This is a genomic window from Nonomuraea sp. NPDC049421, assembly GCF_040677005.1.
Classification (GTDB): Bacteria; Actinomycetota; Actinomycetes; order Streptosporangiales; family Streptosporangiaceae; genus Nonomuraea; species Nonomuraea salmonea.
The window spans coordinates 310,546-334,146 of sequence record NZ_JBFAQA010000002.1 but is presented as its reverse complement, the minus strand read 5'-3'; the positions used below and the strand labels follow the sequence as shown (position 1 = coordinate 334,146).

Sequence of the window (23,601 nt, the reverse complement as noted above, 5' to 3'; positions counted from 1 at the left end):
CCGCCTCAGCCATCGACCAGAACGACTCGGGCCACGAACGGCAACCGCCGCGACACCTCATCATCACCGTGCAGCGGCACCGCAACAGGCACCTTCCCGATCCGCCGCAACGCCCCGGCCATCACCCGGACGGCCTCCACCGGATCACCACCCGGCGGCCACAGGGGATGAATCCGCCCCCCAAGCGCTGGGGACTGCCACCGCAGCAGCAGCCGTTCCAGCCCGTCCCGGACCGCATCGGTGAACGTAGGACCGACGGACACCAGCACCTCCTGACCGGGAACCGCGAGCGCGACGGCGGGCACACCGAGCACGGCGGTGTGATCATGAACGTCCGGGCTCTCACCCGCGAGGGCAAGCTGCCGCATCAACGCCTCAACCTCAAAATCCTGCGGCGGCTCGATCAAGGTTGCCGTCCGAGCGGGTGGCGACGCGTCCGAGAGAAGATCCTCGCAGTGGGCCCGCAGACCGGCGGCCACCGCCTCCATCCAGCTCAACCCGGCACCGGTCCCGACCGGCGGCCGTGACGCGTTCTGCGGGGTGCGGAGGCCGGCGAAGCGCACGGTGCAGGGCAGGCCATCGGGCAAGGCCACCCCCCGGACCGCCCCCTCCCCATCAGGGCGCAGAGCCAGCACGCCGTACGTGGCCAGCGCGGCGAGCAGGCAACGCAACCGAGCCGTCCGCTGATCGGCGCCCCAGCCGAACACCTCCCGCGCCGGCGCCCAGCCGGGCAGCACACCGAACGGATCGGAGACCGCCGCCCGGCACACCGCCACCGGCGACTGCACCAGCGCCTGCTCATCCAGCATCCCGAGCACGCCCAGCCGGGAGTCGACCAGCTCGGCGGCAAGGGCGAGCACCCCGTCCACCTCGGCAGCGCCCACCGCCTTCTCCGCCGCAGGAGCCGCGGCGAGCGCCTCCGCCAGCTCTTCGACCGGATCAGAGCCGCCCCCTTGAACACGGGTGGCGCGGGGGTGAGCCAGGAAGCGGTGCGGAAGCGTGTCGAGGGTGCGCAAGTCCACCCGGATCAGCTCACGTTCCGAGCCCGTGTCGAGCCCCGTGACGCGGCTGAAGCAGGCCAGCGCCACGATGGCGGCCACCACCGCGGGCACCGGCCCCGTCAGCAGGTCCTCGCCGGGCGGGGCCGGGGACGCGGCGGGCAGGCCGGCGAGCCGGTGCCAGCCCGACTCGGCCGCCGTCTCCGAGGGCCGCCCCACCGGGCCGACCCAGACCTCCGCCGGGCGGACCAGCGCCTGCCCCAGCACGATCCCGGCCGCTTCGCAGGCTCGGGCCGCCGCCACCAGCTCATCGAGGTCCGCGCTCACCTGGAGCACGATGTCGGCGTCCCCGGCGATCGCCCGCATGTCGCCGGGCAAGGGCAGCGTACGTATCTCCTGGGCAGGATCACGGCGAGCGGCATCCGCGACCCGCCGCGCCCGCTCAAGCCCGCCCCGCTCACCGTCCTGCTCAGAGTCAGGGGCGATCACCGTGACGTGCCGCCATCCCGACCCCACGCACGCCTCCGCCAGCGCCTCCAGCAGCGGCCCCGAACCCACCAGCGCCAGCCGCGCGCGCCGGACCCGCTCGAAGCGCTCCTCCGGCGAGTCGAGTGCGTAGCCGATGAAGGCGATCTCCTCCGCGTACGCCCGCAGCTCCATCTCGCTCAGCCCATGGGATCGGGCCTGCCGGGCGTCCACCACGAAGCGCCACTCGGCGAGCTGCCCCACCAGCCGCTCGACCATGGTCTTCCGGTCGCCGGACAGGTTCGCGGTGAGCTCGCCCAGGGTGTGGTGACCGGTCAGCGCGGGGGCCAGCCGGAGGAGCCATGCGTACGCCTGCCGCCCGCGCAACGTGCACGCACCGTAGTCGCTGTGAACGTAGGCGCCGTCGGGGCATTCGACGAAGCGAACGTCGTCTCTAAGCTGCGGTCTCATCGCCGAATCGGCTTTTGGGAGCGCTCCCATGAAGTGGATATTACGAACGGAAAGCCTTTATGTAAACCCCATATCACCCCTTTAAAGGAAGCCGGATGCCGGTTATAATCCCCAATTCCCCTTCACCGTCACGGAATGTCACTTACCGAAAAAAGGAAGCCTTACGGATCGCGACCACGTACAGCACGAACGACGCCACAACGAGAACGACGATGACCGGAACCTGCAACGCAGCCGGAAGACCGAGAGGAAAGGTCCAGAAGGTACGACTAGGCGCACCAGTCACCAAATTGACCAGGGACAACACCGCGGACAACAACGGAGCCCACGCAGTCCCCAAGCACAAACCCACCAGCAACCTGCGCCGACCATGACCCGGCACCGCGACAACAACCCTCCCAGCCGAGGCGGACCGGCCAGTACGCAACCGAAACAACAACTCAGGCCCAGCCGCCTCCAACCGGCGATACGCCATCCGGCCGAACAACCACGCGCAACCCACCCCCATCACCACAGCAAGCGCCACACCCACCCACAGCAACACCACCACATCCAGCAGAAAACCGACGGCGACCACAGCGGCCGACGGCAACGCGCACACGACGATCAGACCGACCATCGCCCAAACCAACCCGACGATGTTCGGACCATCCGCAGCCGCATTACCCGTACGACGATGCGCATCCGGCATCCGCACCGGCGCCACCACCGACAACAACACCATGAGACCGGCACCCGCACCGAGCGCGACAGCCTGCACAGCCAGCGCCGGCGCCCACGCCCACGCAAGCCCCGACAAAGCCGTCCCCGCGACCGTGGCCACGACACTCAGCGGAGCCACCTTCACCAGCCACGCCACCTGCCGACCACGCACATCCGTCCGCTCCGCCCCCGGCCGCATCAAAGTCAGCCACAAAGCCGTGCCATCAGTGCTGAAAAGCGTCGCCGCGCCGGCCGCCGCCATCCACGTCACCACGACACCCGTCCACGGCAGATACCACGTCAGATCAACAGCCAGCGGCATCAAACACAGCGACAAGCCGAACGCCACCGCGAAATACCAGTGATAAGAACGCAACGTGTCCCGCGACCACTCCCGCAACTCCTTCGCCACGACCGCACCCAGCGGCGTCGCAGGCAACCGCGGCACCAAAAACCCGCCTCCCGCCGCACGCCGGACCCGCTCAGCCAGAACACCGCTCATACGCCGATCGAGCAACCGAGCCCAAGCCCCCAGCAACACGACGATCATCAACCCGAGCCCGGCCAACGCGCCGACACACACCAGCCAGTCAGCCCTCGCCGCCGCCTGCACCGCGACGACCCCCCACCCGGAGGGCAGAACCAGCAACCAACGACCGACGTCCACCTCAAAGCGCGCCAACGCGAGCGCGACGATACCGACGTTGGACGCCGCCGCGATGACCACCGCCCACGGCAACGCCACGAACGCGGCACCGAGCCGGGTACGCATCACCTCGCCCAGCAAACCCACGACCACCCGCGACGCCAGAACCACCAGCACGACCTGCGCAACCGCCGCAGGCACCGCGACCAGCCCGGCAACCACACCGAGCCGAGCACCGAACACCGCCAACGCCGCGAACGCCACCACAGTGACCACCGGCCCCGGCCCGGCGAACCCCGCGACCAGCAGCCCCCTGGCAAGCCCGCGCGCCGTCATCGGCAACCGGCTGAAGTACTCAGGACGCAGACCACCGTCACCACCACCGGTGAACAACGGCCCGACCAGCCACCCGAACGACCACCCGGCGAACGCGGCGGCGAGAACGTCCGCCGACGTCCCGAACACCCAAGTGGCGACGGCGAGAAGAAGCCCCGCCACCACACCGGCGACCAGCATGCCGTTCGTGACCCGCCACAACAGCAACAACCGCATCCGAGCCAGGACGACAGCCACGACAGCCCTCCCGTCACCGTGCTCCGCGCGGATACCACCACAATATGGCCCCATCACGCGGCCCGGCGGCCCAGCGGCTTGCCGCCCTTCCAAAGTGAACAGCGCCCGCCTCAGGAACTCCGACAACCAAGGGCAACCGCGGACGCGCCTTGGTTGTCGGAGACGGTACGGGCGAAGCCCGTGGATTTGTTATGACGGGTTTTGCAAAGATCCGGCGCCTTTACAAAGTAAGTTACGACTACATGGTCGTCCCGCCTGAGGCGTCGAGCCGGTGACCGGTGACGTAGCCGCTGTCGTCGGAGGCCAGGAAGGCCACGGTGCCGGCCACGTCCTCCGGCGTGCCCAGCCGGCCCAGGGGCGTCTGGGACGTCAGCCAGGCCAGCGCGGGGCCGACCAGCCGCCCTTCGTGCATGTCGGTGTCGATGACGCCAGGAGCGACGAGGTTGACCGTGATCCCCCGCGGCCCGAGCTGCTTGGCCAGGGCGACGGTCATGACGTCGAGCGCGGCCTTGGACATGGCGTAGTCGATCGCCCTGGGCATGGCCGCTCCCCTGGTCAGCATGGTGCCCACGGTGATGATCCGCCCGCCGTCGCGCAGCCGCGGCAAAGCCTGCTGGGTGATGAGGAACGGGGCGGTGGTGTTGACCGCGAACAGGCGCTCCAGGCCCTCCCGGGTGACGCCGTCGATCTCGCTCTGGTCGCCGAGGACACCCGCGTTGTTGACCAGGATGTCCAGCCCGTCGGCGTGCGCGTCGAAAGCGGCCCACAGGGCCTCTGCGTCGCCGGGCGCGCCCAGCTCGGCCTGGACGGCGAAGGCCTGCCCGCCGGCCGCTTCGACGGCGGCGACGGTGTCCTTGGCGGCGGCGTGGTTGGCGCCGTAGTGCACGGCGACCCGGGCGCCTTCGCGGGCCAGCCGGGTGGCGATCGCGCGCCCGATCCCCCGGCTCGCCCCGGTCACCAATGCCGTCTTGCCGGTCAATCTCGTCATGGGAGTGCCTTTCTGCGTCATGCGGTGTAGGGGGTGGCGGCCTTGGCGTCGCGCAGCACGCGCGCCCACCAGGTCACCTGGTCGAGGAGGGTCTTGGCGGCCGCGGCCGGGCCGACCGGGTCCTTCGGCTGCCCGTTGCCGTCGAAGCACTCCCAGGCGCCGTGGAAGCTGACGGTGTCGCGGGTGGTGACGGCGTGCAACTCGGCGAAGACGGCACGCAGGTGCTCCACCGCGCGCAGCCCTCCGGAGAAGCCGCCGTAGGAGACGAACGCCACCGGTTTCGCATGGAACTGCTGGTTGTGCCAGTCGATGGCGTTCTTCAGCGCGGCCGGATAGCTGTGGTTGTACTCGGGGGTCACCACCACGAACGCGTCGGCGGCCGCCAGGCGAGGGGTCAGTCCGCCCAGGGCCTCCAGCACCGGCGCCGGCGCGGCCGCCGACGGGGCCGCCCCGCCGAGCGGCACCTCGGCCAGGTCGATCACGTCGACGTCCAGGTCGGGGCGGGACGCGGCCTGGCCGGCGAACCAGTGGGCCACGGTCGGGCCGAAGCGGCCCTCACGGACGCTGCCGACGATGACGGCCAGCCGCAGCGGGTCGGTGATCATGTTTCTCCCTTCGTGGTGACGGCCTGTCGCAGGGCCGCCAGCAAGGTCGTCTCGCTCTGGGATCCGGTGAGCGGGGGCAGGTTCTCGATGAGGAAGACCGGAACGCCGGTGCTGCCGAGGCGGCGTACGCGATCAAGCCGGGCGCGCAGCTCGGCGGCGGGCACGTGACCGGTGGTGATGCCGATCTCGGCGGCCAGCCGGGCGAGCGTGGCGGGGTCGCCGACGTGCAACCCGTCGGTGAAGTGGGCGCGGAACAGGCGTTCTGCCATGAGCTCTGCCTTGCCCTGCAGGGCGGCGTCGGCGATGAGGCGGTGGGCGTCGAAGGTGCCGGTGGCGATCGCCTTGCCGTACTCCAGTCGCAGGCCCTCACCGGCCACGCGTTCCGCGAACGCGAGCGCGCCGGCGGCGGCTCGCGGGCCGAAGGTCTGCTCCAGGACCTCCAGCAGCGGACGCCCGCCGGCCGGCGCGCCAGGAGCGAGCTCGAAGGGCAGGAACTCGACCGTCACCGGCACGCCCTCGGCCCTGAGCCGGTCCGCGGCGCGGGTGAAGCGGGTGAAGCCGAGATAGGAGTGGACGCAGATGACGTCCATCACGAGATTGACTCTCATCAAGCGCCTCACGCCGCCGCGGGGGCGGGCTCGGCCGAAGGCGTACCGTCACGCAAGGGGACCTCGCGGATGAACCAGGCCAGGACGAAGGCGAGGGCGCCCAGCGTGGCGGCCCCCAGCGCCATGGCGTGGACGCCGTCGGAGACGGCGACGCGGACCGCCTCCCGCGCGGCCGGCGCGAGCCCGCCGAGCGCCTCGGGCGTCAGGGCGATCCCGTCTGCGGTCTGCGCGCCGAGGCGGTCGATGAGCGTGTCCTGCAGCCGGGCGGTGTAGAGGGCGCCCAGGGCGGCCACGCCCAGTGAGGCGCCCATGGTGTGCCAGAGGGTGACCGAGCCGCTGGCCGCCCCCATGTCGCGCGGCTCGGCGGTGTTCATGGTGATGATCGTGGTGGACTGCATCAGCAGGCCCACCCCGGCGCCGCCGATCAGCGTCAGCGCGGAGGCGAGCGCCAGGTCGACGCCGGGCCCCAGCGCGAGGAGCGCGAGCATCCCGGCCGTCACGGCGGCGCCGCCGAGGAGCGGGTAGATCCGGTAGCGGCCGGTGCGGCTGATCAGCCGTCCGCTGCCGATGAGCACGGCGACCATGCCGAGCATGGCGGGCAGGATCAGCAGGCCGCTGGCGATCGGTGAGGCGCCGTGGACGAGCTGCATGTACTGGGGCAGGAAGGTCGCGGCCACCACCATGCCGACCCCGCCGAGGAACCGGATGACCTGGGCGAGGGTGAAGTTGCGGTCGGCGAACAGGCGCAGCGGGACGATCGGCTCGGCCGCGCGCCGCTCCACCACCAGCAGGACGCCCACCGCCGCCAGCCCGATCAGCGCCAGGGCCAGGATCGCCGGCGAGGTCCAGGCGTACCGGGTGCCGCCCCAGCTCGCGACCAGGCTCAGCGCGACCAGGGCCACCGTCAGCAGCAGCGCCCCGAGGTAGTCGATGCGGGCCCTGATCCGCCGGGGCTCCAGCCGGATCGCACCGATGAGCAGCAAGGCGACCGCACCGATCGGCACGTTCACGAAGAACGCCCACCGCCAGCCCACGTCGGCGAACAGCCCGCCCAGCAACGGCCCCGCGATGAACGCGATCGGCATCATCACCCCGAACAGCCCCATCAGCCTGCCGCTGTGCCGGGGCGGCACCAGCTCACCGATCAGCGCCAGCGCGCCGGTCATCAGCCCGCCCGCGCCCAGCCCCTGCACCATGCGGAAGCCGACGAGCTGGATCATGTCCTGCGACATCCCCGACAGCGCGGACCCCAGCAGGAACACCGCGATCGCGGTCATGTAGACGGCCTTGCGGCCGTACAGGTCGCCGAGCTTGCCCCAGATCGGCGTCGAGGCGGCCATGCAGATCAGGTAGGCGGTGGCCACCCAGGAGAAGTACTCCAGGCCGCCGAGGTCCTTGATGATCGCCGGCAACGCGGGGCCGAGCATCATGCCGTCCAAGGGCGCTGTGATCATGCCCAGCAACACGCCGAGCACCCCCCAGCGGAGAGATCTGTCCACGCTTCCTCCAATTCGCGTACCTCGTACGAGAAATGGACCATAACCATTCAGGTACCATGTACGCAAATAGCGGCGGAGGGACGCGCATGGCCGACGAGGAAGTGACCAGCATCTGGATGCAGCCGGAGGTGCACGTACGCTCCGGCCCCGGGCGGCGCCCCGGCTACAGCCGCGAGCAGATCACCCGCACGGCCGTCCTGATCGCCGACGCCGAAGGCGTCGAGGCCGCCACCATGCGGCGGATCGCGGGCGAGCTGGGCACCGGCGCCATGTCGCTCTACCGCTACGTCCCCCGCCGCGACGACCTGTTCGACCTCATGATCGACCTGGCGATGGGCGAGATCGAACTCCCCGACGGCCCCTCAGGTGACTGGCGCGCCGACCTGACACTGCTGGCCGAACGCACCCGCGCCACCGGCCTGCGCCACCCCTGGCTGATCACGCTGCTCACCAGCCGCCCCACGCTCGGCCCCCACCTGCTGCGCGTGCACGAGTACGCGCTCGGGGCCTTCAACGGGACCGGGCTCGACATCGACGACGTCACCGGCTTCGCCGGCATGCTGGACGACTACGTCCACAGCGCGATCCGCCGCGAGATCGGCTGGCAGGAGGAGGCCCGCCGCACCGGCCTCGACCCCGAGCGCTGGAAGCGCGACTACATGGGCCCCTACGTCCGCCACGTCGTCGCATCCGGCGCCTTCCCCCTGTTCAACCGATCGATCCTCGACTCCCGAACCGCCCACCTCTCCCCCGAGGAACGCTTCAGGCAAGGACTCGACCGCATCCTCGACGCCATCGCCGCACTCATCCCCTCGCGTCACGCTCAGTGAGCGAAGAGGTCCTGCAGCACCACGACACGGCTCAGGGATGTCCCCGGCGGGTTGACGCCGACCGGTCACTGATCACGATGGAGTGGGGGCCGGACATCGGGGAGCGGGGAACGACATGACCGGACGTGGCAGGAACAGGGCAGGCCGGCCGGAACGCCCGGTTGATCCGGACTCGGGGCCCGTCGCCCGCTTCGCCGGGCAGTTACGCCAGTTACGGGAGGAGGCCGGCACCCCCAGCTACCAGGTGCTGGGCAGGAAGGCGCACTACGCGGCCAGCACGTTGGCGGCGGCCGCCAAGGGCGACCGGCTGCCGTCGCTGGAGGTCACGCTGGCGTATGTGGCGGCGTGCGGCGGTGACGAGGAGGAGTGGCGCGTACGGTGGCAGGCCGCCGCCGATGCCGCCGCCGGACAGGGCAGGTACGCGGCCGGGCCGTGTCCCTACCCCGGGCTCGCCCCGTTCACCGAGCAGGACGCGCCCGTGTTCTTCGGCCGCCAGGACCTGGCCGACCACATCCGCGAGGAACTGCGCCGGCCGGACGCGCAGGGGATCCTCGCGGTGTTCGGCGCCTCGGGCAGCGGCAAGTCGTCACTACTGCGGGCGGGGGTGCTGCCGTCGCCGGGCCCCGGGTGGCGGCACTGCCTGCTGACGCCGGGCGACCGGCCGGCGGCCGCCCTGGAGTCCGCTCTCGCCGAGGCCGGCGAGGATCAGGATTCCCGGCTGGTGGTGGCGATAGACCAGTTCGAGGAGATCTTCACGCTGTGCGCCGATCCCGGCGAACGGGAGTCGTTCCTGAACACCGTCGCCGGCCTCGCGGGCGACGTCCGCGTCCTGATCACCGTACGGGCCGACTTCTACCCGCACTGCTCACGCCACCCGCGGCTGGTCACCGCCCTGCGGGAAGGGACACAGATCCCGCTGGGGCCGCCGAGCCCGGCGGACCTGCACGACATGATCACCCGGCCCGCCGGGCTCGCGGGGGTCGAGCCGGACGGTGACCTGGTCGCCACCCTGCTCGCCGAGGCCGCCGACCAGCCGGGAGCCCTGCCGATGCTGGCGCACTGCCTGCGGCAGACCTGGCACCGCAGGACGGGGACGGCCCTGCGCCTGGCCGACTACCGCGCCGTCGGCGGCCTGCGCGGCGCGATCGCCCAGACCGCGGAGGAGGTCTACGTCCGCAGCGACCCGGCCGGTCAGCTGCTCCTGCGCGACCTGTTCGTCCGCCTGACCGCGCTGGGTGACGACACCGAGGACACCCGCCGCCGCATGTCCCTGGCCGAGCTGCGCGGATGGGGGCACGGCGCCGACGTGGAACGCCTGCTCGACGAGCTCGCCAGAGCCCGGCTGATCGTTGTGCAGGACGACACCGTCGAAGTCGCCCACGAGGCCGTCATCTCCGCCTGGCCACGGCTGCGCCGCTGGCTGCACGAGGACCGCGAGGCCCTGCGCGTCCACCGGCAGCTGACCGAGGCCGCCACCGCGTGGGAACGGCTCGGCCGCGACAAGGACGCCCTGTACGGGGGCACCCGGCTCGCCCTGGCCCGCCGCTTGGTCGAGCATCGCGCCCCGCGGCTCAACGCGGTGGAGCGCGGTTTCCTGGAAGCCAGCGTGGCCGCGAGCAGGCGGCGCAGCAGGCGGGCCCGCCAGTCGGTCGCGGCGATGGCGGTCCTCCTGGTACTGGCGCTCTGCACGACCGCGCTGGCCGTACGAGAGCAGCGCGCGGCCACCCGCCAGCGCAACGTCGCCATCGCCGAGCAGGCCGCCGAGCAGGCCGCCGGGCTGCGGGCCCGCGACCCCGCCTTGGCCGCCCAGCTCAGCCTGGCGGCCTTCCGCCTGGCCCCGACCACCGGCACGCGCGGCGGCCTGCTCAGCACCCTGCCCGGCCCGTACGCCACCCGGCTGACCGGGCACAAAGACAATGTCACCTCCGTGGCCTACGTCCCAGGCGGCAGGCTGCTGGCCACCTCGGGCCGGGACCGCACGGTCCGGCTCTGGGACGTCGCCGACCCGCACCAGCCGCGCCGGCCGGCGAGGCTGACCGGGCACACCGACGTCGTCAACGCGGTCGCCGCCAGCCCGGACGGCCGCACCCTCGCCAGCGCCGGCTGGGACGACACCATCCGGCTGTGGGACGTCGCCGACCCACGCAGGCCACGCGCGGCGGCCGTGCTCGGCGGGCACACCGGCGACGTCAACGGCGTCGCGTTCAGCCCCGGCGGGCGGCTGATGGCCAGCGCGAGCACCGACAGGACCGTGCGCGTGTGGGATGTGACCCGCCCGTGGACCCCCGAGCCCGCGGCGGTCCTGACCGGCTCCCGCGACACGGTGGTGCGCGTCGCCTTCAGCCGCGACGGGCGCACGCTGGGCGCCGTCGGCTGGGATCGCACGCTGCGGCTGTGGCGGCTGGACGCGGACGGGCACGCCGTCGCCGGGGCCGCCGTCCCGACCGGGCACACCGCGCCCGTCGGCGGGCTGGCCTTCTCCCCCGACGGCCGCACCCTCGCCACCTCCAGCGCGGACCGCACCGCCCGGCTGTGGGACGTGGACGGCCTGCGGACCAGGCACCTGGCGACCCTGACCGGGCACCGCGACTCGGTGCGATCCGTGGCGTTCGGCGCCGGCGGCCGCCTGCTGGCCACCGCAGGGCTGGACTACGACGTACGGCTGTGGGACCTGTCCGACCGACGCCGCCCGTGGCGCTCGGCCACGCTCTCCGGCCACTCGGGCGCCGCGGTGTCCGCGGCCTTCAGCCCCGACGGGCGCGTCCTGGCGACCAGCGGGGACGACCACACCGTCCGGTTGTGGGACCTCGCCACCGTGCCGCCGGCCGGGCACCGCGACACCGTCAGCGCCGTGGCGTTCAGCCCGGACGGCAGTCTGCTGGCCAGTGGCGGCAGCGACCACACCGTACGGCTGCACGCCGCGGACGGCACGGGGCCGCTGACGAAACCCCTGACGGGACACACCGGGCACGTCAACGGCCTGGCCTTCCGTCCCGACGGCCGCCTGCTGGCCAGCGCCGCCTTCGACGGCACCGTACGACTGTGGGACCTAGCCGACCCGCGCCGTCCCGAGCCGCTGACGAAGCTGACCGCCGACACAGAGCACGCCAACGCGGTGGCCTTCCGCCCGGACGGCCGCGTGCTGGCCACCGCCGGCTCGGACGCGGTGGTGCGCCTCTGGGACGTCACCGACCCGCGCCATCCCGCCGAACTGGCGGAACTCATCGGCCACACCGACGGCGTCAACGCGGTCGTCTTCCGTTCGGACGGCCGCCTGCTGGCCAGCACCGGCTGGGACCGCTCGGTACGGCTCTGGGACGTCACCGACCCGCGCCGCCCCACCGAGCAGGCGAAACTGACCGGCCACACCGACGGCGTCAACGCCGTGGCGCTCTCCCCCGACGGCCGCACCCTGGCCACCGCCGGTTTCGACGGCACCGCGATCCTGTGGGACCTCCGCCGCCCGAGCCGCCTGGCGACCCTGGCCTTGGAGGCGGGCACCATGTACGCGGTGGCGTTCGCCGCCGAGGGCCGCGTCCTGGCCACCGCGGGCGCCGACGGCATGATCCGCCTGTGGGACCCGGCGGCCCCGGGTTCCGGTCCCACCGCCGTCCTGAGCGGCCACACCGATCGCGTGCACGCGGTCGCGGCGGCCGCGCGCGGCTCCGCCCTCGCCTCCGCCGGCGCCGACCGCACCGTGCGGCTGTGGGACGCCGACCCCGGCCGCGCCGCCGCCGCGATCTGCGACCGCGCGCATCCCCGCCTCAGCCACGCCGCCTGGCGGCGCTACTTCCCCGACGTGGCCTTCCGCTCCCCCTGCCCCTGACCGGCCGCCACGACGTCCGCGGCGTTCCGCACGATCCGATCCAGCCTGCGGCGGTGGCGTTCGAGCAGGTCGAGGTGGCGGGCGGCGAGCGTGCGCTGCGCCGCCAGCTCGGCGTCCACCGAGGCCCGGACGAATCCCGACACGTTCTTGCACCTGATGTCGTCGAGCGCGGCACGGCGTTCCGCCGCCGTCGGGTGCGGGTTCCCGTCCCTGGCCCTGCTCCAGTGGACGTACGGCGCCTTGACCGGATTCTCCAACCGGTGCCCGGCCTTCGCCATGCAGCTCTTCCATGCGTCGGCCGCCTTGAGCACCGCCGGGTGCCGCTGCGCGATCTCCCAGCCCTGCCTGTCGAGCCGGGGAACCGGGTTCCCGGCGTCCGGGGGCGTGCCGCGTTCCAGCACGCGGTTCGCGGCCGCCCTGCACCCGCCGGCGGGCAGGCCGTCGATGCCGGCCGGACGTCCCCGGCCGTCCGTGCCGTTGACGACGAGGTACGCGGGGGACCCGACGTCGATCATGCCCTCCCACGGAGGGGCCACGACGCCGGGGACGCCGAGGCGGTATCCCCATTTCCTGGCCGTGGCCTCGTCGTACAGGCCGTAGCGGTCCAGGTACGGCACCCGCCGGGGGCCCTGGGGCAGGGCGGGGAGCACGGCGCCGAACTTCGCGGCACACCGGCCGGTGAGCAGGTATCTGGCCCGGATCGTGGTCTCCAGCTCGGCATCGGTGAGGTCGTAGGCGTCCAGTGGGTAGCTCACGCGGCCGAGATCGACCGGCGCGGGTTCGCGCGCGTTTCCCGCGCAGCCGGCGGCGAGCAGCGCGACGAGGATGAGGAGCCCGGTGCGGGCCATGGCGAGGACCTCCTCGGGAAGCTTCCGAAGCCCGCGCCGGGACCCGCTCGGGACGGGTCCCGGCGCGCGCGGTCACTAGCAGATCCTGGCCGTCGCGCTCCGGTCGTTCTCCCAGGTCGCCAGGTCACGGACGCCGGTGTTGGGGTACGTGCGGAAGGCCAGGCTCCCATTGGAGTCGTACACCCTCGCGTACGCGCCGCCGGTCTGCCGGTCCCAGTAGGAACTGACCCGGTTGTACAGGTAGCCGAAGGTGATCCACTCGCAGACGGTGTAGCGCTCGACCGCGCCACCGCAGCCGGAGCTCTCGTAGAAATGCACCCAGCCTGCGCTCGGCGTGCCACAGGCCTGGCGCGCGGGCGCCGCCTGCGCCGTCGCGGCGGCCGGCGCCACACACAGAGCGACCGCGAGCGCCGCGCCGACGGCTCCCAGCCTCGAAACTCTTGGCATTTCTTCTCCTCTTTCCCGATGAAGCTCGGACGCCGCCGACTTTGTCACCAGAAAACGCACTCCAGCAAGACGCCCTCAAGGCACGATAAATGACGGTCAATCCGATGAGCTGCACGAACACCTTTGTCCACGGTTTATACGATGCATTATCCGGCGATTATCCGACGGCCATCAGCCGCGCCACCCGTGCGGGCGCCCGCCCCAGAAAGCGATATTCCAGCTTTGCCGTGACGCGCGCCTGGACGCTCCTGGAGCACCATCGCGCGAGCGTCTACGGGTGGACTTGGAACGATCTCGTCCCTAGCATCACCTACGTTGGTTGATCTTCGGCTTCGGCTGCTCGGTGAAGGTTCTCCTTTTGGCTGATGATGCGTACAGGACGCCGCTCCTCCTCGATGACCCGCGGATGGTCGGTGCCTACCGCGCTTACGCATATGAACCGGGTGCCTTTACAAAGTAGATCACTTCGCGGCTGTACGGTCTTCCCCCCTTGAGGCGAGACGCAGCGCGGTCGAGCGCCTCCGAACGGGCCCCGCCTCCGACCAGGTCCGCTGTCGGCACGTCGCAAACAGTGGACACTATGCCGGAGGTGCCGATCGACCCGATCGCGCCACCCGGCTCGGCACCGACACCCGGGGCCGGTACGCAGAAGCCCGGCCTGACCGGTCGGCCCGAGGTCTGAGCGAGGGGCAGGCGTATGCTCGTGCGTCGTCACGGGTGTGCGGTGCCGGGGTCTGAGAAGGTGGAGACGTGAGTGGACTCCCCCAGGCCGTCGCCGGCGCACCGGGCCTCGCCCTGAGCCGGGCTTCCGCGTCGTGCGTGGTCCTGCAGGGCGCCTCGGTCGTGCTGCACCATGAGCCGGTCCAGGCCGAGCTCGATCGGCGGCGGCGCTGCGGACTGGGGGCCATCACGTCACCGGACGCGTTGCGCCTGCTGTCGGATCTGCCGGTGAACGCGCCGATGCCGCTGTCGGTCATCGATCGGGCTGCGCTCGACCTGGTCCCGAACGGGGCCGTCCAGGTGGACCGGGGCTGGGTGAGGCGGTTGGCGGTGGCGCCGATCGAGGCGCGCCTGGCGGTCGTGCCGGCCCGATCATGGCGTGCGGGGCTGGGGCGGGCGGGCCGGTTCGCGCCGTTCTGTTCCCGCGCGATGCTGCTCCCCAAGCCGCCGCGTGATCTCGACGTCGTACGGATGGAGGCCGACTTCTACGGCATCGGCGTGATCGTCGGCACCGAGGACGAATCGTGCGTGCTCGTCCCGCCGGCGCCCTTCGAACGCCGCCGGCGCACCGCCGCGGGGTGGCTGTTCCTGGAGCAGGCCTACCGCCAGATCACTCGGTCGCCTGCAGAGGCGTGACCGGCAGATCGGCCCACTTCTCCAGCGACTTGGGCGGTTTGAGGCGATGGGGCTGCTTGAGGCGGGCGTTCTCCAGTTCGTGCGCCTGCACGGCCTGCTTGCATCGGGCGCGCCACCAGATCTGCCGGTCGGCGGGGGTGGGTTGTTGCAGCAGCTCAGGTAGCCACGCGTTCCAGGTGGCGCTGTTGTGCGCGTGCGCCGCCGCCTTCATGGCGTTCGTGAGTCCGAGGAAACCGTCCAGCGCTCTGCCCTGGCACCGGCTGCACGGGCAGGTGGGCGGGACGGTGTTGGCATAGAGATCGGCGATGAACTTGGCGCTGCTGAAGCGCAGCAGCTCGGGCATGAGCACCGACGGATAGATCGCTGCGCCGCCGGAGGTCTCCGCGGCTTCACCGGCGGGCACGAGGTGCCGCAAGGAGCCGCCCGCGCCGATGCCGGCGAAGCCGGCGCCGTGGGCGAGCGCGTCGAAGCCGGCCAGGTCGGTACGCCACAGCCCGGTGCCCGGCACGTCGGCCAGCAGCCGGCGAAGCTGTTGCGGGGCGGCCGCGAACTGCTGTAGCGGGTCGTACTGCCCGCCGAGGACGAGCGCGACCGGGTGCTCCATCGCGCGGATGGCGGCCACCAGCGTCGGGCGCGTCTCTGGCCGCAGCCAGCCGATCGAGACGGGGAGCGTCACCACGACGTCGTCGCGCCGCAGTGCTTCGACCTGCCTCACCACGGCTTCCAGGGGCGCGGGATCGCCGGCCCTGATGTAGCGGGTCGGGGTGATGGCGAAGGATGCCCCGTTGTCGAGCTGCTCCTGGAGCGCGCTGTCCAGGTCACCGCCGAACAGGGCGTCCTCCGGCAGGCGGAACGGCGCGTCGGGGGTGGCGACCTCTTTCTCGTAGGCGGCGCGATCTTCGGCCAGCACTCCGCTGAAGGTGCGGCGCAGCGTGTTGAGCCGGGCCGAGGAGCCGGCGCCGCACACCACCAGGCCGCCGTAGTCGGGATGCAGGTGGTCGGGTGCTTCCGGCAGGAGATCGGCGCGCTCCAAGGTCAGGGCGCGCCCGCCGACGGCGCGCCCGGCCGGCGAGGTGAGCGAGGAGTTCGCGACGGTACGGATCGATGCGCTGGTGCGGTCGTCCATGTCCTCACCTCGTGAGACAGCTCCAGGCCGGATCTCGCCATGCACCGCTGTTCCGTTTCTCAGGTTACGACGACGCGCTGTTCGTCCCGGCAGAAAGGATCAAGAGGGTGTCTTCAGAGGAAGGTGGTCGGGGAGGGAGAAAGCGGTGTGTTCGCGTACTGCCTCGGCCAGGGAAGGGACCAGGGTGCGGCTCACGCGGCGGCGGGCGAACCAGGAGCCGGGGTCCGATTCTGCGGCGGTGTCGCACAGGTCGCGCAGGCGGGTGCACGCCTGGACGTACTCCGCGGCGGCCGGCCAGTCGGCGCAGTCGGCGAGTTCGATCAGGCGTTCTGCGGTCCAGACGTGGCCGGTCAGGCAGGCGGCCAGGTTGCGGACCTGCTGCGTTTCGCGGGTGGAGAGCGGGCGGCGCGGGCCGAGGCGGCGCATGATGGCGGTCAGCCGGCCGGCCGTGTCGCGTACACCCCGGTCGGCCGCGTCCAGGACGGCGGCGATGTCGGGACCGCGGAGTTTGTCGCGGGCGGAGTGGACGAAGTGGAGACTCGCGGCGGTCGTCAGGATCTCGATGACCTTCTTGGTCATCTCCTTCGCCAGGGGCTCGTCCACGGCGAGGACGGTGAACGCGACGGCGATGATGCCGACGATCAGCGTCACGATCAGTTCCCAGATCGTGGTCAGGATCGTGCGTGCCCGGTCGATCCACCTGTCGTCGTGGACGTCCTGGGTCTCCAGCAGGTCGTCGATCGCCGTGACGGCGTCGTCCAGCAGCCTCTCCAGGTCGCCGCCGGGACCGCCGGCCTGCTCGGCGGGATCGGGGCGGCCGCCCGCCCGCGGCTCGATGAGCCGGCGCCGCAGCCGGGCGAGGCGGTCCGTGAGGCCGGGGTCGAAGGTGATGCCGTGGCGGGCGAGCTCCTCCACGACGTCGTAGCGCAGCAGCATGTCGGTGCCGGCCGAGCGCTCGTCGCGCTCCGTCAGGCCCCAGACGGCCAGCTCGGTGCGCAGCCCCTCGACGGCGCTCCTGGCGTTGCGCAGCGAGACGACCAGGGTGTCCGGCGGGCCGACGGCGGCCTGGCGCAGCGCCTCGGTGTGCCGCATCAGCCCCGCGACCTCGGTGCGGAGCCGGGCGGCGACCCAGGGCTGCCGTAGCCGGCGCTGGAAGTAGGTGCGCGCCGGCAGGGGCCGGGCGGGGGTGGGCGGCACCGGTCGCGCCACATCAGAGCGGGCGTCGCGGGAGCTCTCGTACACCATCGTCGCCTCCGGCCGGCGTCACGGGGTGATGCGCGTGCTCGAAATCGTACGATGGCTCCCCGGTTCACGCGGAGATGAGCCTCGTTCCCGATCTAGTCCAGGGCACCGCCGCGCGCGGCCGTCAGCGCGACGCGCACGGCCCGGTCGGCGGTCGTCTCGTCAACGGGATCGGCGGTGATGAGCAGGCGGAGATAGATCGGCGCGGCCAGGGTCTTCAGCAGCTCGGCGGGATCCGTGGCCGCGGGCAGCTCGCCGCGCTCGATCGCACGGACGACCACCGGCTCGGCCCTGGTGAGCCGGTCGTCGAACACCTGCCGCCGCGCCGCCGCGATCTCCGGCAGGTGGGCCGCTCCCGTGAACATGGCGGCGAGGATGGCCTGGCCGGTCGGGCTGGTGAACGTCCGGACGAGCGAGTTGGCCAGTGCCCGCAGGTCGCCCTCGATCGTGCCGGTGTCGGGGACGGGGACGTCCATCGCCATGTGCTCGGCCAGGGCATCGGTGAGCAGGCTCTCCCGGTCCTTCCAGCGCCGGTAGACCGTCGTCTTGTGCACGCCGGCGCGCTGGGCGACGTTCTCGACGGTCAGCGCGGCGTAGCCCTTGTCCACGAGTTCGGCGAGCGTGGCGGCGTGGACGGCGGCGCGCACCTTGGCGCCACGGCCGACAGGGCGGCGATCGGACTGCATTGCAACTCCAAGTTGCGATAGCTGGGAGGCGGATGTCATGATCAGCGTATCGCAACTCGGAGTTGCGATATCTGCTTCGTGAGGTGGCACATCATGCGTAACTCCTGGACCTTTGACGACATCCCCGACCAGAGCGGGCGGATCGCGGTGGTGACCGGCGCCAACAGCGGCATCGGCTACGTCACCGCTCGCGAGCTGGCCCGGCGTGGCGCGCACGTCGTCCTGGCCTGCCGTGACCCCGGACGCGGTCAGGCCGCGCTCGGCCGCATGCGGGACGAGCTGCCCGGCGCGCGCCTGGAGCTGCGCCGCCTCGACCTCGGCAGCCTGGCCTCCATCCGCGCGTTCGCCGCCGCCTGGGACCACGGGCGGCTCGACCTGCTGGTCAACAACGCCGGGGTGGCGATGGTGCCGTACGCGGTGACCGCCGACGGGTTCGAATCGCAGTTCGGCATCAACCACCTCGGCACCTTCGCGCTGACCGGTCTGCTGCTGCCGTACCTGCTGGCCGCGCCCGACCCTCGGGTGGTCACCGTCAGCAGCGAAGGCCAGCGTTTCGCCCGGTTCGACCTCGGCAACCTCAACGCCGAGCGGCGCTACCGCACGGCGTTCGCGTACGTGCAGGCCAAGCGCGCCAACCTCTACTTCGCCATGGAGCTCCAGCGCCGCGCCGGGCGGCGGCTGCGCAGCATGGCCGTCGCCCCCGGCCTCACCCGTACGAACGTCCTCACCGGCGGCGCCAACAGCAGCAGAGGCCGCCTGTACGCGACCCTCACGGGACTGCTGGTCCGCCTCGCCTTCCGCCCCACCGAGGAAGGAGCGAAGACCTCCCTGTACGCCGCGACCCTCCCCGGCCTGCCCGGCGGCGCCTACATCGTCCCCGACGGCTTCCTGCAGCTCCGCGGCGAGCCCACCCGCCGGACCCGCGAACGCGCCATCCGCGACACCGCCACGGCCGCCCGCCTCTGGGAGCTCTCCGAACGCCTCACCGACGTCACCTACGCCCTGCCCGCAGATCAGGACGGAATCATCGGTGGGCGGCGGACGCGGTCCAGCTCGCGAGGAGCTTGAGGCGTTCCTCGGTGGGGGTGCCGGGCTCGGCCGTGTAGATGATCAGGTCGTGGACGGCCCGTTGCGGCAGCGGCAGGTCCAGGTGCCGGAACGTCATCTCCAGACGGCCGGCCTCGGGATGGTCCAGCCTCTTGTCGCCTTCGTGACGGATGCGGACGTCGTGACCGGCCCACATCGCGCGGAAGCCGGGACTGAGCGTGGACAGCTCGCCGACGAGTTCGCGCAGGGCCTGATCGTGGGGTTCGCGTCCGGCTTCGGCGCGGAGGATCGCGACCGTGGCCCTGGCGCCGTCCTCCCAGTCGACGAAGAAGCCCTGCGAGCCGGGATCGAGGAAGAAGTAGCGAGCGAAGTTGGCGCGGCCCCGGTCGGCGGTGGTGCCGCTGGCGAACATGGGCGCGTACACGGCCCTGCACAGCGCGTTGCTCGCGACGATGTCCAGCCGCCCGTTGCGGACGAAGGCCGGGGCCATGGTCATGGAGTCCACCATCCACTGGACGGAGGGCGGGAGTGTGACGTCCTTGCGGCGCCGCGGCCTGCGGCGGGCGGGGCGGGCCGCCCTGGCCAGATCGAGCAGGTACGTGCGCTCGTCCTCGTCGAGCCGCAACGCCTGCGCGACCGCCTCCAGCACGCTCTCGGAGACGCCGCCGACGTGCCCCTTCTCCAGCCGGGTGTACCACTCGGTGCTCACGCCGGCGAGCACCGCGACCTCCTCGCGCCGCAGCCCTGGAACCCGCCTGCGCCCGCCGGCGGGCAGCCCGACCCGCTCGGGGGCGAGCTTGGCGCGCCGGCTGACGAGGAAATCACGGATGTCCGACCGGTTGTCGGCGGGGGCCTCCATGCCTCCACCGTAACCGCGGTCCCGCCGCCAGGGAGGTTGCGTTCGTACCCCCCATAAAGGCGACCTTGGCCCCCTCGGACGGCGCCGCTTCCATGAAGGTGTCTTCCTCACCTCACAAGGAGCCCTGACCATGACCGGCAAGACCGTACTGATCACCGGCGCCACCAGCGGCATCGGCGCCCGCACCGCGCGCTCGCTCCTCGACCGCGGCCACCGCGTGGCCGTCACCGGCCGCGACGAGAGCAGGCTGAAGACCTTCCTCGACGAGGCGGGCCACCCCGACCGGCTGCTCGGTCTCGTCGCGGACGCATCGGACTGGGCGGACACCGAGTCGGCCGCCACCCAGACGGTGGCGCGCTTCGGCGCCCTCGACGCGGCGGTGGCCAACGCAGGATTCATGTCCGGCGACTCCATCGGGGCCGGCGACCCGGCGTCGTGGGCGCCGATGATCCTCACCAACGTCCTCGGCCCCGCCCTGCTCGCGCACGCCGCCCTGCCGCACCTCGAGGCCGGTGGCGGGCGGCTGGTGCTCATCGGTAGCGTCGCCGGCCTCAAGAACTCCCCCGGCAACCTCTACTCCGCCACCAAGTGGGCCACGACCGGGCTCGCCGAGAACCTCCGCCTGCTCGCCACGTCCCGGGGGGTCGGCGTCACCCTCGTCAACCCCGGCATGATCAACACCCCGTTCTGGGGCGGCGCCGACGTCCCGCCCTTCGCCCTGCCACCCCAGCCCATCGCCGAAGCCATTTGCTTCGCCCTCGACCAGCCACCCGGCGTCGACCTCAACACCCTGACCATCCGCCCCCTCGGCCAGCCCGCCTGACGATACTTCGATGGCCGATATATAGTCCGTGCATGATCGGGATGACCGAGGCGACGTACTTCATCCTCGCCGCCCTGATGGAAGAACCGCTGCACGGATACGGGATCATCAAACGGGCCCGTACCAAGTCGCTCGGCGAGGTCGACCTCGCCGTCGGCACGCTGTACAGCGCGCTCGACCGGCTCTCCGAAGCCGGCTGGGTGCGGCTCGACCGCGAGGAGACCGTCAACGGGCGGCCGCGGCGCTACTACCGGATCACCGACGACGGCGTGCACGCCGTCCGGGCTCAGGCGGCGCGGATGCAGCGCGCCGCCGCACTCGTCCTGCGGCCGGGGGGAGCGACCGGCGGATGAACGACGATCTCGAACGGCGCTACCGCCGCCTCCTGCGGGCCTACCCGAAGCAGTACCGCGCCGCGCACGGCGAGGAGCTGATCGGCACGTTGATGGAGGCGGCCCGGCCCGGCTCCCGCCGGCCGTCGCTCCGCGAGACGCGGCATCTCCTCGCCGGCGCCTTCGCCGTCCGCGTCCGGGCCGCCCGCGCGGCCGGCGTGCCGCCGTGGGCCGACGGCCTGCACCTCGGCGCCCTGGTCGTGGCGTTACTCACCTTCGCCCGGTTTCCCGTCCTGCCCTACTTCACCTACGAAGTGTGGACGGTGCTGGGGGTCGTCCTGATGGTGGCACTCGTACGGGGCTGGATGTGGGTCGCGGCTCCTCTCGCGCTGTCCGCCGCGTTGTGGGCGAGCCGGCCCATGATCGCGGGCGGGTTCTTCACCCCGGCGCCCGACATCGGCCCGCTGTTCGGCGACCTCGCGCCCGTCGCGCCGTACTGGGTGATCGCGGCCGTGTCCACGACCCTGGCCGTCCGGCGGGGCGCGACGATGCCCGCCCGGTCCCTGTGGTGGCTGCTCGTCCCGCCGGCCGGCTGGATGCTGCAGCTCATCCAGGTGCCGACGTGGGAGCCGGCCTGGGTCGTCTCGCGAGCCGGTCTGGAGGTGGTGGCCTTGCTGCTGGTGCTGGCCGCCACGATCGCCGCCAGGGACGGCCGCTGGGCGCTGGCCGCCGCCGTCCACCTGTTCCCCGGCCTGGTCTACCTCGCCGAGGACCTGCCGCACACCAGCGCCCGCGGTTTCCTCTACTGGGGAGTGCTCACCGCCCTCGTCCTGGCATCCTTGGCCGCAGCCCGCCGGGCGCACGCCAGGGTGTGAGCGCTTCACCGTAGAAGGCGGAACCACGACCTGGTACGGCGGAGCAGGTCGATGCAGGGGTTCCGTTCGGCGATGGCGTGGCCCTCGTGCCTCACTTCACACCCATGGGTCGCTCTCACCGGGGTCCTGTGACACCCGGCCCTGCGGGGCATCACGCCGCAGATCGGGGTGAAACCATCGGGCGGGTCCGGACAAGTACTCGGTGTCGGACTCGTACGGAAGAAGGCAGGCGACGTGGACCGTAAGCAGCGCTTCGAGGTGATCTACGTTGCTCATTACGCCGACATCCTCGCCTACGTCCGGCGGCGTACCGAGTCCCCCGAGGACGCCGCCGACGCGCTCGCCGAGACGTTCGCCACCGCCTGGCGGCGCTTCGACGACGTTCCTGAAGGGCGGGACGCGCGCCTGTGGTTGTTCGGGGTGGCTCGCCGGGTGCTGGCCAACGGCCGTCGGGCCGAGTCGCGCCGGAGTGAGCTGGTCGAGCGGCTCGGACAGCAGCTCGCCTTGTGGGCGGCGGAGTCCGCGCAGCCCGGCGACGAGCTGCGCGGCGTGCGGGAGGCGTTCGGCCGGCTGAGCCCGGGCGATCGGGAGATCCTCGCGCTGGCCGGGTGGGAGGGGCTGAGCGCCGACGAGATCGCCGCCGTGCTCGGCTGTACGCGCGGCAACGCCCGGTTGCGGCTGCACCGGGCCAGGAAACGGCTGGCCAAGCAGCTGGCGGCGAAAGGCGTGGACGTGACCCGCATCGGCCTGCGTGCCGTCGCGATGACGAAGGGAGCTTTGTGATGCACGAGATCGACCGCCTGGTGGCCGGCATCGCACCCGACCCCGGTCCCGGCCTGACACCGATCGCCAGGGAACTGCTGGACGAGGTCACCGCCGTCCCCGTCGCCGCGCGCCGTCGGCCGAGCGTCCCGAGGCTGCGCAGGTGGGCGGCCGTGCCGGTGCTGGCCACGCTGACCGCGCTGATGTCGTTCGGCGTCGCGCAGGCGCCCGCGTCGGCCGCGCTGGACATCAAGCTGGTGGACGACCACTACGTGATCACGGTCAAGGACCTGGCGGCCGAGCCCGAGGTGTACGAGCGGGAGCTGCGGGCCAGGGGGATCAACATCACGCTCACGCTGGCGGCCACGTCCCCGACCCAGGCCGGACAGCTGTTCGTGATCAACGACATGGACCGGCTGCGGTCGGGCGAGCCGGTGCCCGCTGAGGGGCCGATCAAGCCCATCGACGGTCCCGGGCCGTGCGAGCGGCCCGGCGGTTGCCCTGTGGGCCTGAAGGTGCCGGTCGGCTTCGACAAGAGCGCGCGCGTCATCCTCGGCCGCCGGGCCGAGCCCGGGGAGCGGTACGCGATGCCGACCGGTCTGGCCATGCCCGGCGAGCCCCTGCACTGCGTGGACTACGCCAACCGGACCGTCGCCGAGGTGACAGCTCTGCTGCGCGAGCGCGGCGTCACCCCGTCGTACACCTCCCACGCCCGGCAGCGCAGCTTCACTCCTCCGGACGACTGGTACGTGCTGGACGGCGTCATGAGCGCCGACGGCCAGGCCCTGCTGCTCGTCGGCGACAAGCCCGGCGACGAGCGCCCGCTGCCGGCCGGCTGCTGACTCCTCCCCGGCCGCACGTCCCCCGTGCGGCCGGGCGCTGACTCCCCCATCGCACGGCCCTCCGGCCGCCGTGCGTTCCCCCGGCATGCCCGCACACGATCGGATGCACCGTGCTCGCCGACACTCGCGTGGCGCTGCCGTCGCC

Annotated in this window: 22 protein-coding genes; 10 read left to right on the top strand and 12 right to left on the bottom strand. The window is 72.1% G+C overall.

Going from position 1 to position 23,601, the window contains the following annotated elements:
• Positions 1 to 5 precede the first annotated feature (5 nt).
• The 6 genes from AB0K18_RS05265 to AB0K18_RS05240 form a co-directional block, all read right to left on the bottom strand.
• Positions 6 to 1,934, bottom strand: coding sequence for a hypothetical protein (locus AB0K18_RS05265; protein WP_364910108.1), 1,929 nt, complete (start codon positions 1,932 to 1,934; stop codon positions 6 to 8).
• Between the two features lie 142 nt (positions 1,935 to 2,076).
• Positions 2,077 to 3,855 carry a hypothetical protein gene (locus AB0K18_RS05260; RefSeq protein WP_364910106.1) on the bottom strand — a complete coding sequence of 593 codons (1,779 nt, stop codon included), beginning with the start codon at positions 3,853 to 3,855 and terminating at the stop codon, positions 2,077 to 2,079.
• A gap of 238 nt (positions 3,856 to 4,093) precedes the next feature.
• The gene (locus AB0K18_RS05255) at positions 4,094 to 4,843 is read right to left on the bottom strand and encodes an SDR family oxidoreductase (RefSeq protein WP_364910104.1); all 750 of its coding nucleotides are present in this window, start codon (positions 4,841 to 4,843) and stop codon (positions 4,094 to 4,096) included.
• Between the two features lie 17 nt (positions 4,844 to 4,860).
• Positions 4,861 to 5,448, bottom strand: coding sequence for an NAD(P)H-dependent oxidoreductase (locus tag AB0K18_RS05250; RefSeq protein WP_364910101.1), 588 nt, complete (start codon positions 5,446 to 5,448; stop codon positions 4,861 to 4,863).
• On the bottom strand, positions 5,445 to 6,056 hold the full coding sequence (locus tag AB0K18_RS05245) for a DsbA family protein (protein ID WP_364910099.1): 612 nt from the start codon (positions 6,054 to 6,056) through the stop codon (positions 5,445 to 5,447). Before AB0K18_RS05245 ends, AB0K18_RS05250 begins: the two co-directional genes overlap by 4 nt.
• A gap of 8 nt (positions 6,057 to 6,064) precedes the next feature.
• A complete protein-coding gene (locus AB0K18_RS05240) occupies positions 6,065 to 7,555 on the bottom strand; it encodes an MDR family MFS transporter (RefSeq protein ID WP_364910096.1) in 1,491 nt (496 codons plus the stop codon).
• Positions 7,556 to 7,641: 86 nt separating this feature from the next.
• Between AB0K18_RS05240 and AB0K18_RS05235 the strand changes: the two genes are divergently transcribed.
• Positions 7,642 to 8,385, top strand: coding sequence for a TetR/AcrR family transcriptional regulator C-terminal domain-containing protein (locus AB0K18_RS05235; protein WP_364910093.1), 744 nt, complete (start codon positions 7,642 to 7,644; stop codon positions 8,383 to 8,385).
• 115 nt (positions 8,386 to 8,500) lie between these two features.
• Entirely contained in the window at positions 8,501 to 12,211 is a 3,711-nt protein-coding gene (locus tag AB0K18_RS05230; protein ID WP_364910090.1) for a WD40 repeat domain-containing protein, read from the top strand.
• Here AB0K18_RS05230 and AB0K18_RS05225 read toward each other — a convergent pair.
• Both AB0K18_RS05225 and AB0K18_RS05220 read right to left on the bottom strand, forming a co-directional pair.
• Positions 12,172 to 13,059 (bottom strand): hypothetical protein, encoded by an 888-nt coding sequence (locus AB0K18_RS05225; RefSeq protein WP_364910089.1) that lies wholly within the window; start codon positions 13,057 to 13,059, stop codon positions 12,172 to 12,174. The genes AB0K18_RS05230 and AB0K18_RS05225 overlap by 40 nt on opposite strands.
• A gap of 75 nt (positions 13,060 to 13,134) precedes the next feature.
• Positions 13,135 to 13,506, bottom strand: coding sequence for a hypothetical protein (locus AB0K18_RS05220; protein WP_364910086.1), 372 nt, complete (start codon positions 13,504 to 13,506; stop codon positions 13,135 to 13,137).
• Positions 13,507 to 13,595: 89 nt separating this feature from the next.
• Between AB0K18_RS05220 and AB0K18_RS05215 the strand changes: the two genes are divergently transcribed.
• A complete protein-coding gene (locus AB0K18_RS05215) occupies positions 13,596 to 13,829 on the top strand; it encodes a hypothetical protein (RefSeq protein ID WP_364910083.1) in 234 nt (77 codons plus the stop codon).
• Positions 13,830 to 14,256: 427 nt separating this feature from the next.
• Positions 14,257 to 14,862, top strand: coding sequence for a hypothetical protein (locus AB0K18_RS05210; protein ID WP_364910081.1), 606 nt, complete (start codon positions 14,257 to 14,259; stop codon positions 14,860 to 14,862).
• Here the strand turns inward: AB0K18_RS05210 and AB0K18_RS05205 are convergent.
• The 3 genes from AB0K18_RS05205 to AB0K18_RS05195 all read right to left on the bottom strand — a co-directional run bounded on the left by AB0K18_RS05205 (position 14,837) and on the right by AB0K18_RS05195 (position 17,916).
• Positions 14,837 to 15,988, bottom strand: coding sequence for a hypothetical protein (locus AB0K18_RS05205; protein ID WP_364910078.1), 1,152 nt, complete (start codon positions 15,986 to 15,988; stop codon positions 14,837 to 14,839). The two genes, AB0K18_RS05210 and AB0K18_RS05205, sit on opposite strands and share 26 nt — an antisense overlap.
• Positions 15,989 to 16,087: 99 nt before the next feature.
• Positions 16,088 to 17,233 (bottom strand): hypothetical protein, encoded by a 1,146-nt coding sequence (locus AB0K18_RS05200; protein ID WP_364910075.1) that lies wholly within the window; start codon positions 17,231 to 17,233, stop codon positions 16,088 to 16,090.
• Between the two features lie 92 nt (positions 17,234 to 17,325).
• Positions 17,326 to 17,916, bottom strand: coding sequence for a TetR/AcrR family transcriptional regulator (locus tag AB0K18_RS05195; RefSeq protein WP_364910072.1), 591 nt, complete (start codon positions 17,914 to 17,916; stop codon positions 17,326 to 17,328).
• 93 nt (positions 17,917 to 18,009) lie between these two features.
• Here AB0K18_RS05195 and AB0K18_RS05190 point away from each other — a divergent pair, with 93 nt between their 5' ends.
• Complete coding sequence (locus AB0K18_RS05190) at positions 18,010 to 18,984, top strand: oxidoreductase (protein ID WP_364910069.1); 975 nt, start codon at positions 18,010 to 18,012, stop codon at positions 18,982 to 18,984.
• On the opposite strand, the gene AB0K18_RS05185 is transcribed toward AB0K18_RS05190, so the two are convergent.
• A complete protein-coding gene (locus AB0K18_RS05185) occupies positions 18,941 to 19,822 on the bottom strand; it encodes a helix-turn-helix transcriptional regulator (RefSeq protein WP_364910067.1) in 882 nt (293 codons plus the stop codon). The two genes, AB0K18_RS05190 and AB0K18_RS05185, sit on opposite strands and share 44 nt — an antisense overlap.
• A 130-nt stretch (positions 19,823 to 19,952) precedes the next feature.
• On the opposite strand from AB0K18_RS05185, the gene AB0K18_RS05180 reads away from it, so the two are divergent.
• The 5 genes from AB0K18_RS05180 (at position 19,953) to AB0K18_RS05160 (ending at position 23,456) form a co-directional block, all read left to right on the top strand.
• Positions 19,953 to 20,645, top strand: a complete 693-nt coding sequence (locus AB0K18_RS05180) for an SDR family oxidoreductase (RefSeq protein WP_364910064.1) — start codon at positions 19,953 to 19,955, stop codon at positions 20,643 to 20,645.
• Positions 20,646 to 20,677: 32 nt separating this feature from the next.
• Positions 20,678 to 20,998, top strand: coding sequence for a PadR family transcriptional regulator (locus AB0K18_RS05175; RefSeq protein ID WP_364910061.1), 321 nt, complete (start codon positions 20,678 to 20,680; stop codon positions 20,996 to 20,998).
• Positions 20,995 to 21,852, top strand: a complete 858-nt coding sequence (locus tag AB0K18_RS05170; protein ID WP_364910058.1) for a hypothetical protein — start codon at positions 20,995 to 20,997, stop codon at positions 21,850 to 21,852. The genes AB0K18_RS05175 and AB0K18_RS05170 overlap by 4 nt, the downstream gene beginning before the upstream one ends.
• A 234-nt stretch (positions 21,853 to 22,086) precedes the next feature.
• Positions 22,087 to 22,635, top strand: a complete 549-nt coding sequence (locus tag AB0K18_RS05165; RefSeq protein WP_364910055.1) for an RNA polymerase sigma factor — start codon at positions 22,087 to 22,089, stop codon at positions 22,633 to 22,635.
• Positions 22,635 to 23,456, top strand: a complete 822-nt coding sequence (locus AB0K18_RS05160) for a hypothetical protein (protein WP_364910053.1) — start codon at positions 22,635 to 22,637, stop codon at positions 23,454 to 23,456. Before AB0K18_RS05165 ends, AB0K18_RS05160 begins: the two co-directional genes overlap by 1 nt.
• The last annotated feature ends 145 nt before the right edge of the window (positions 23,457 to 23,601 follow it).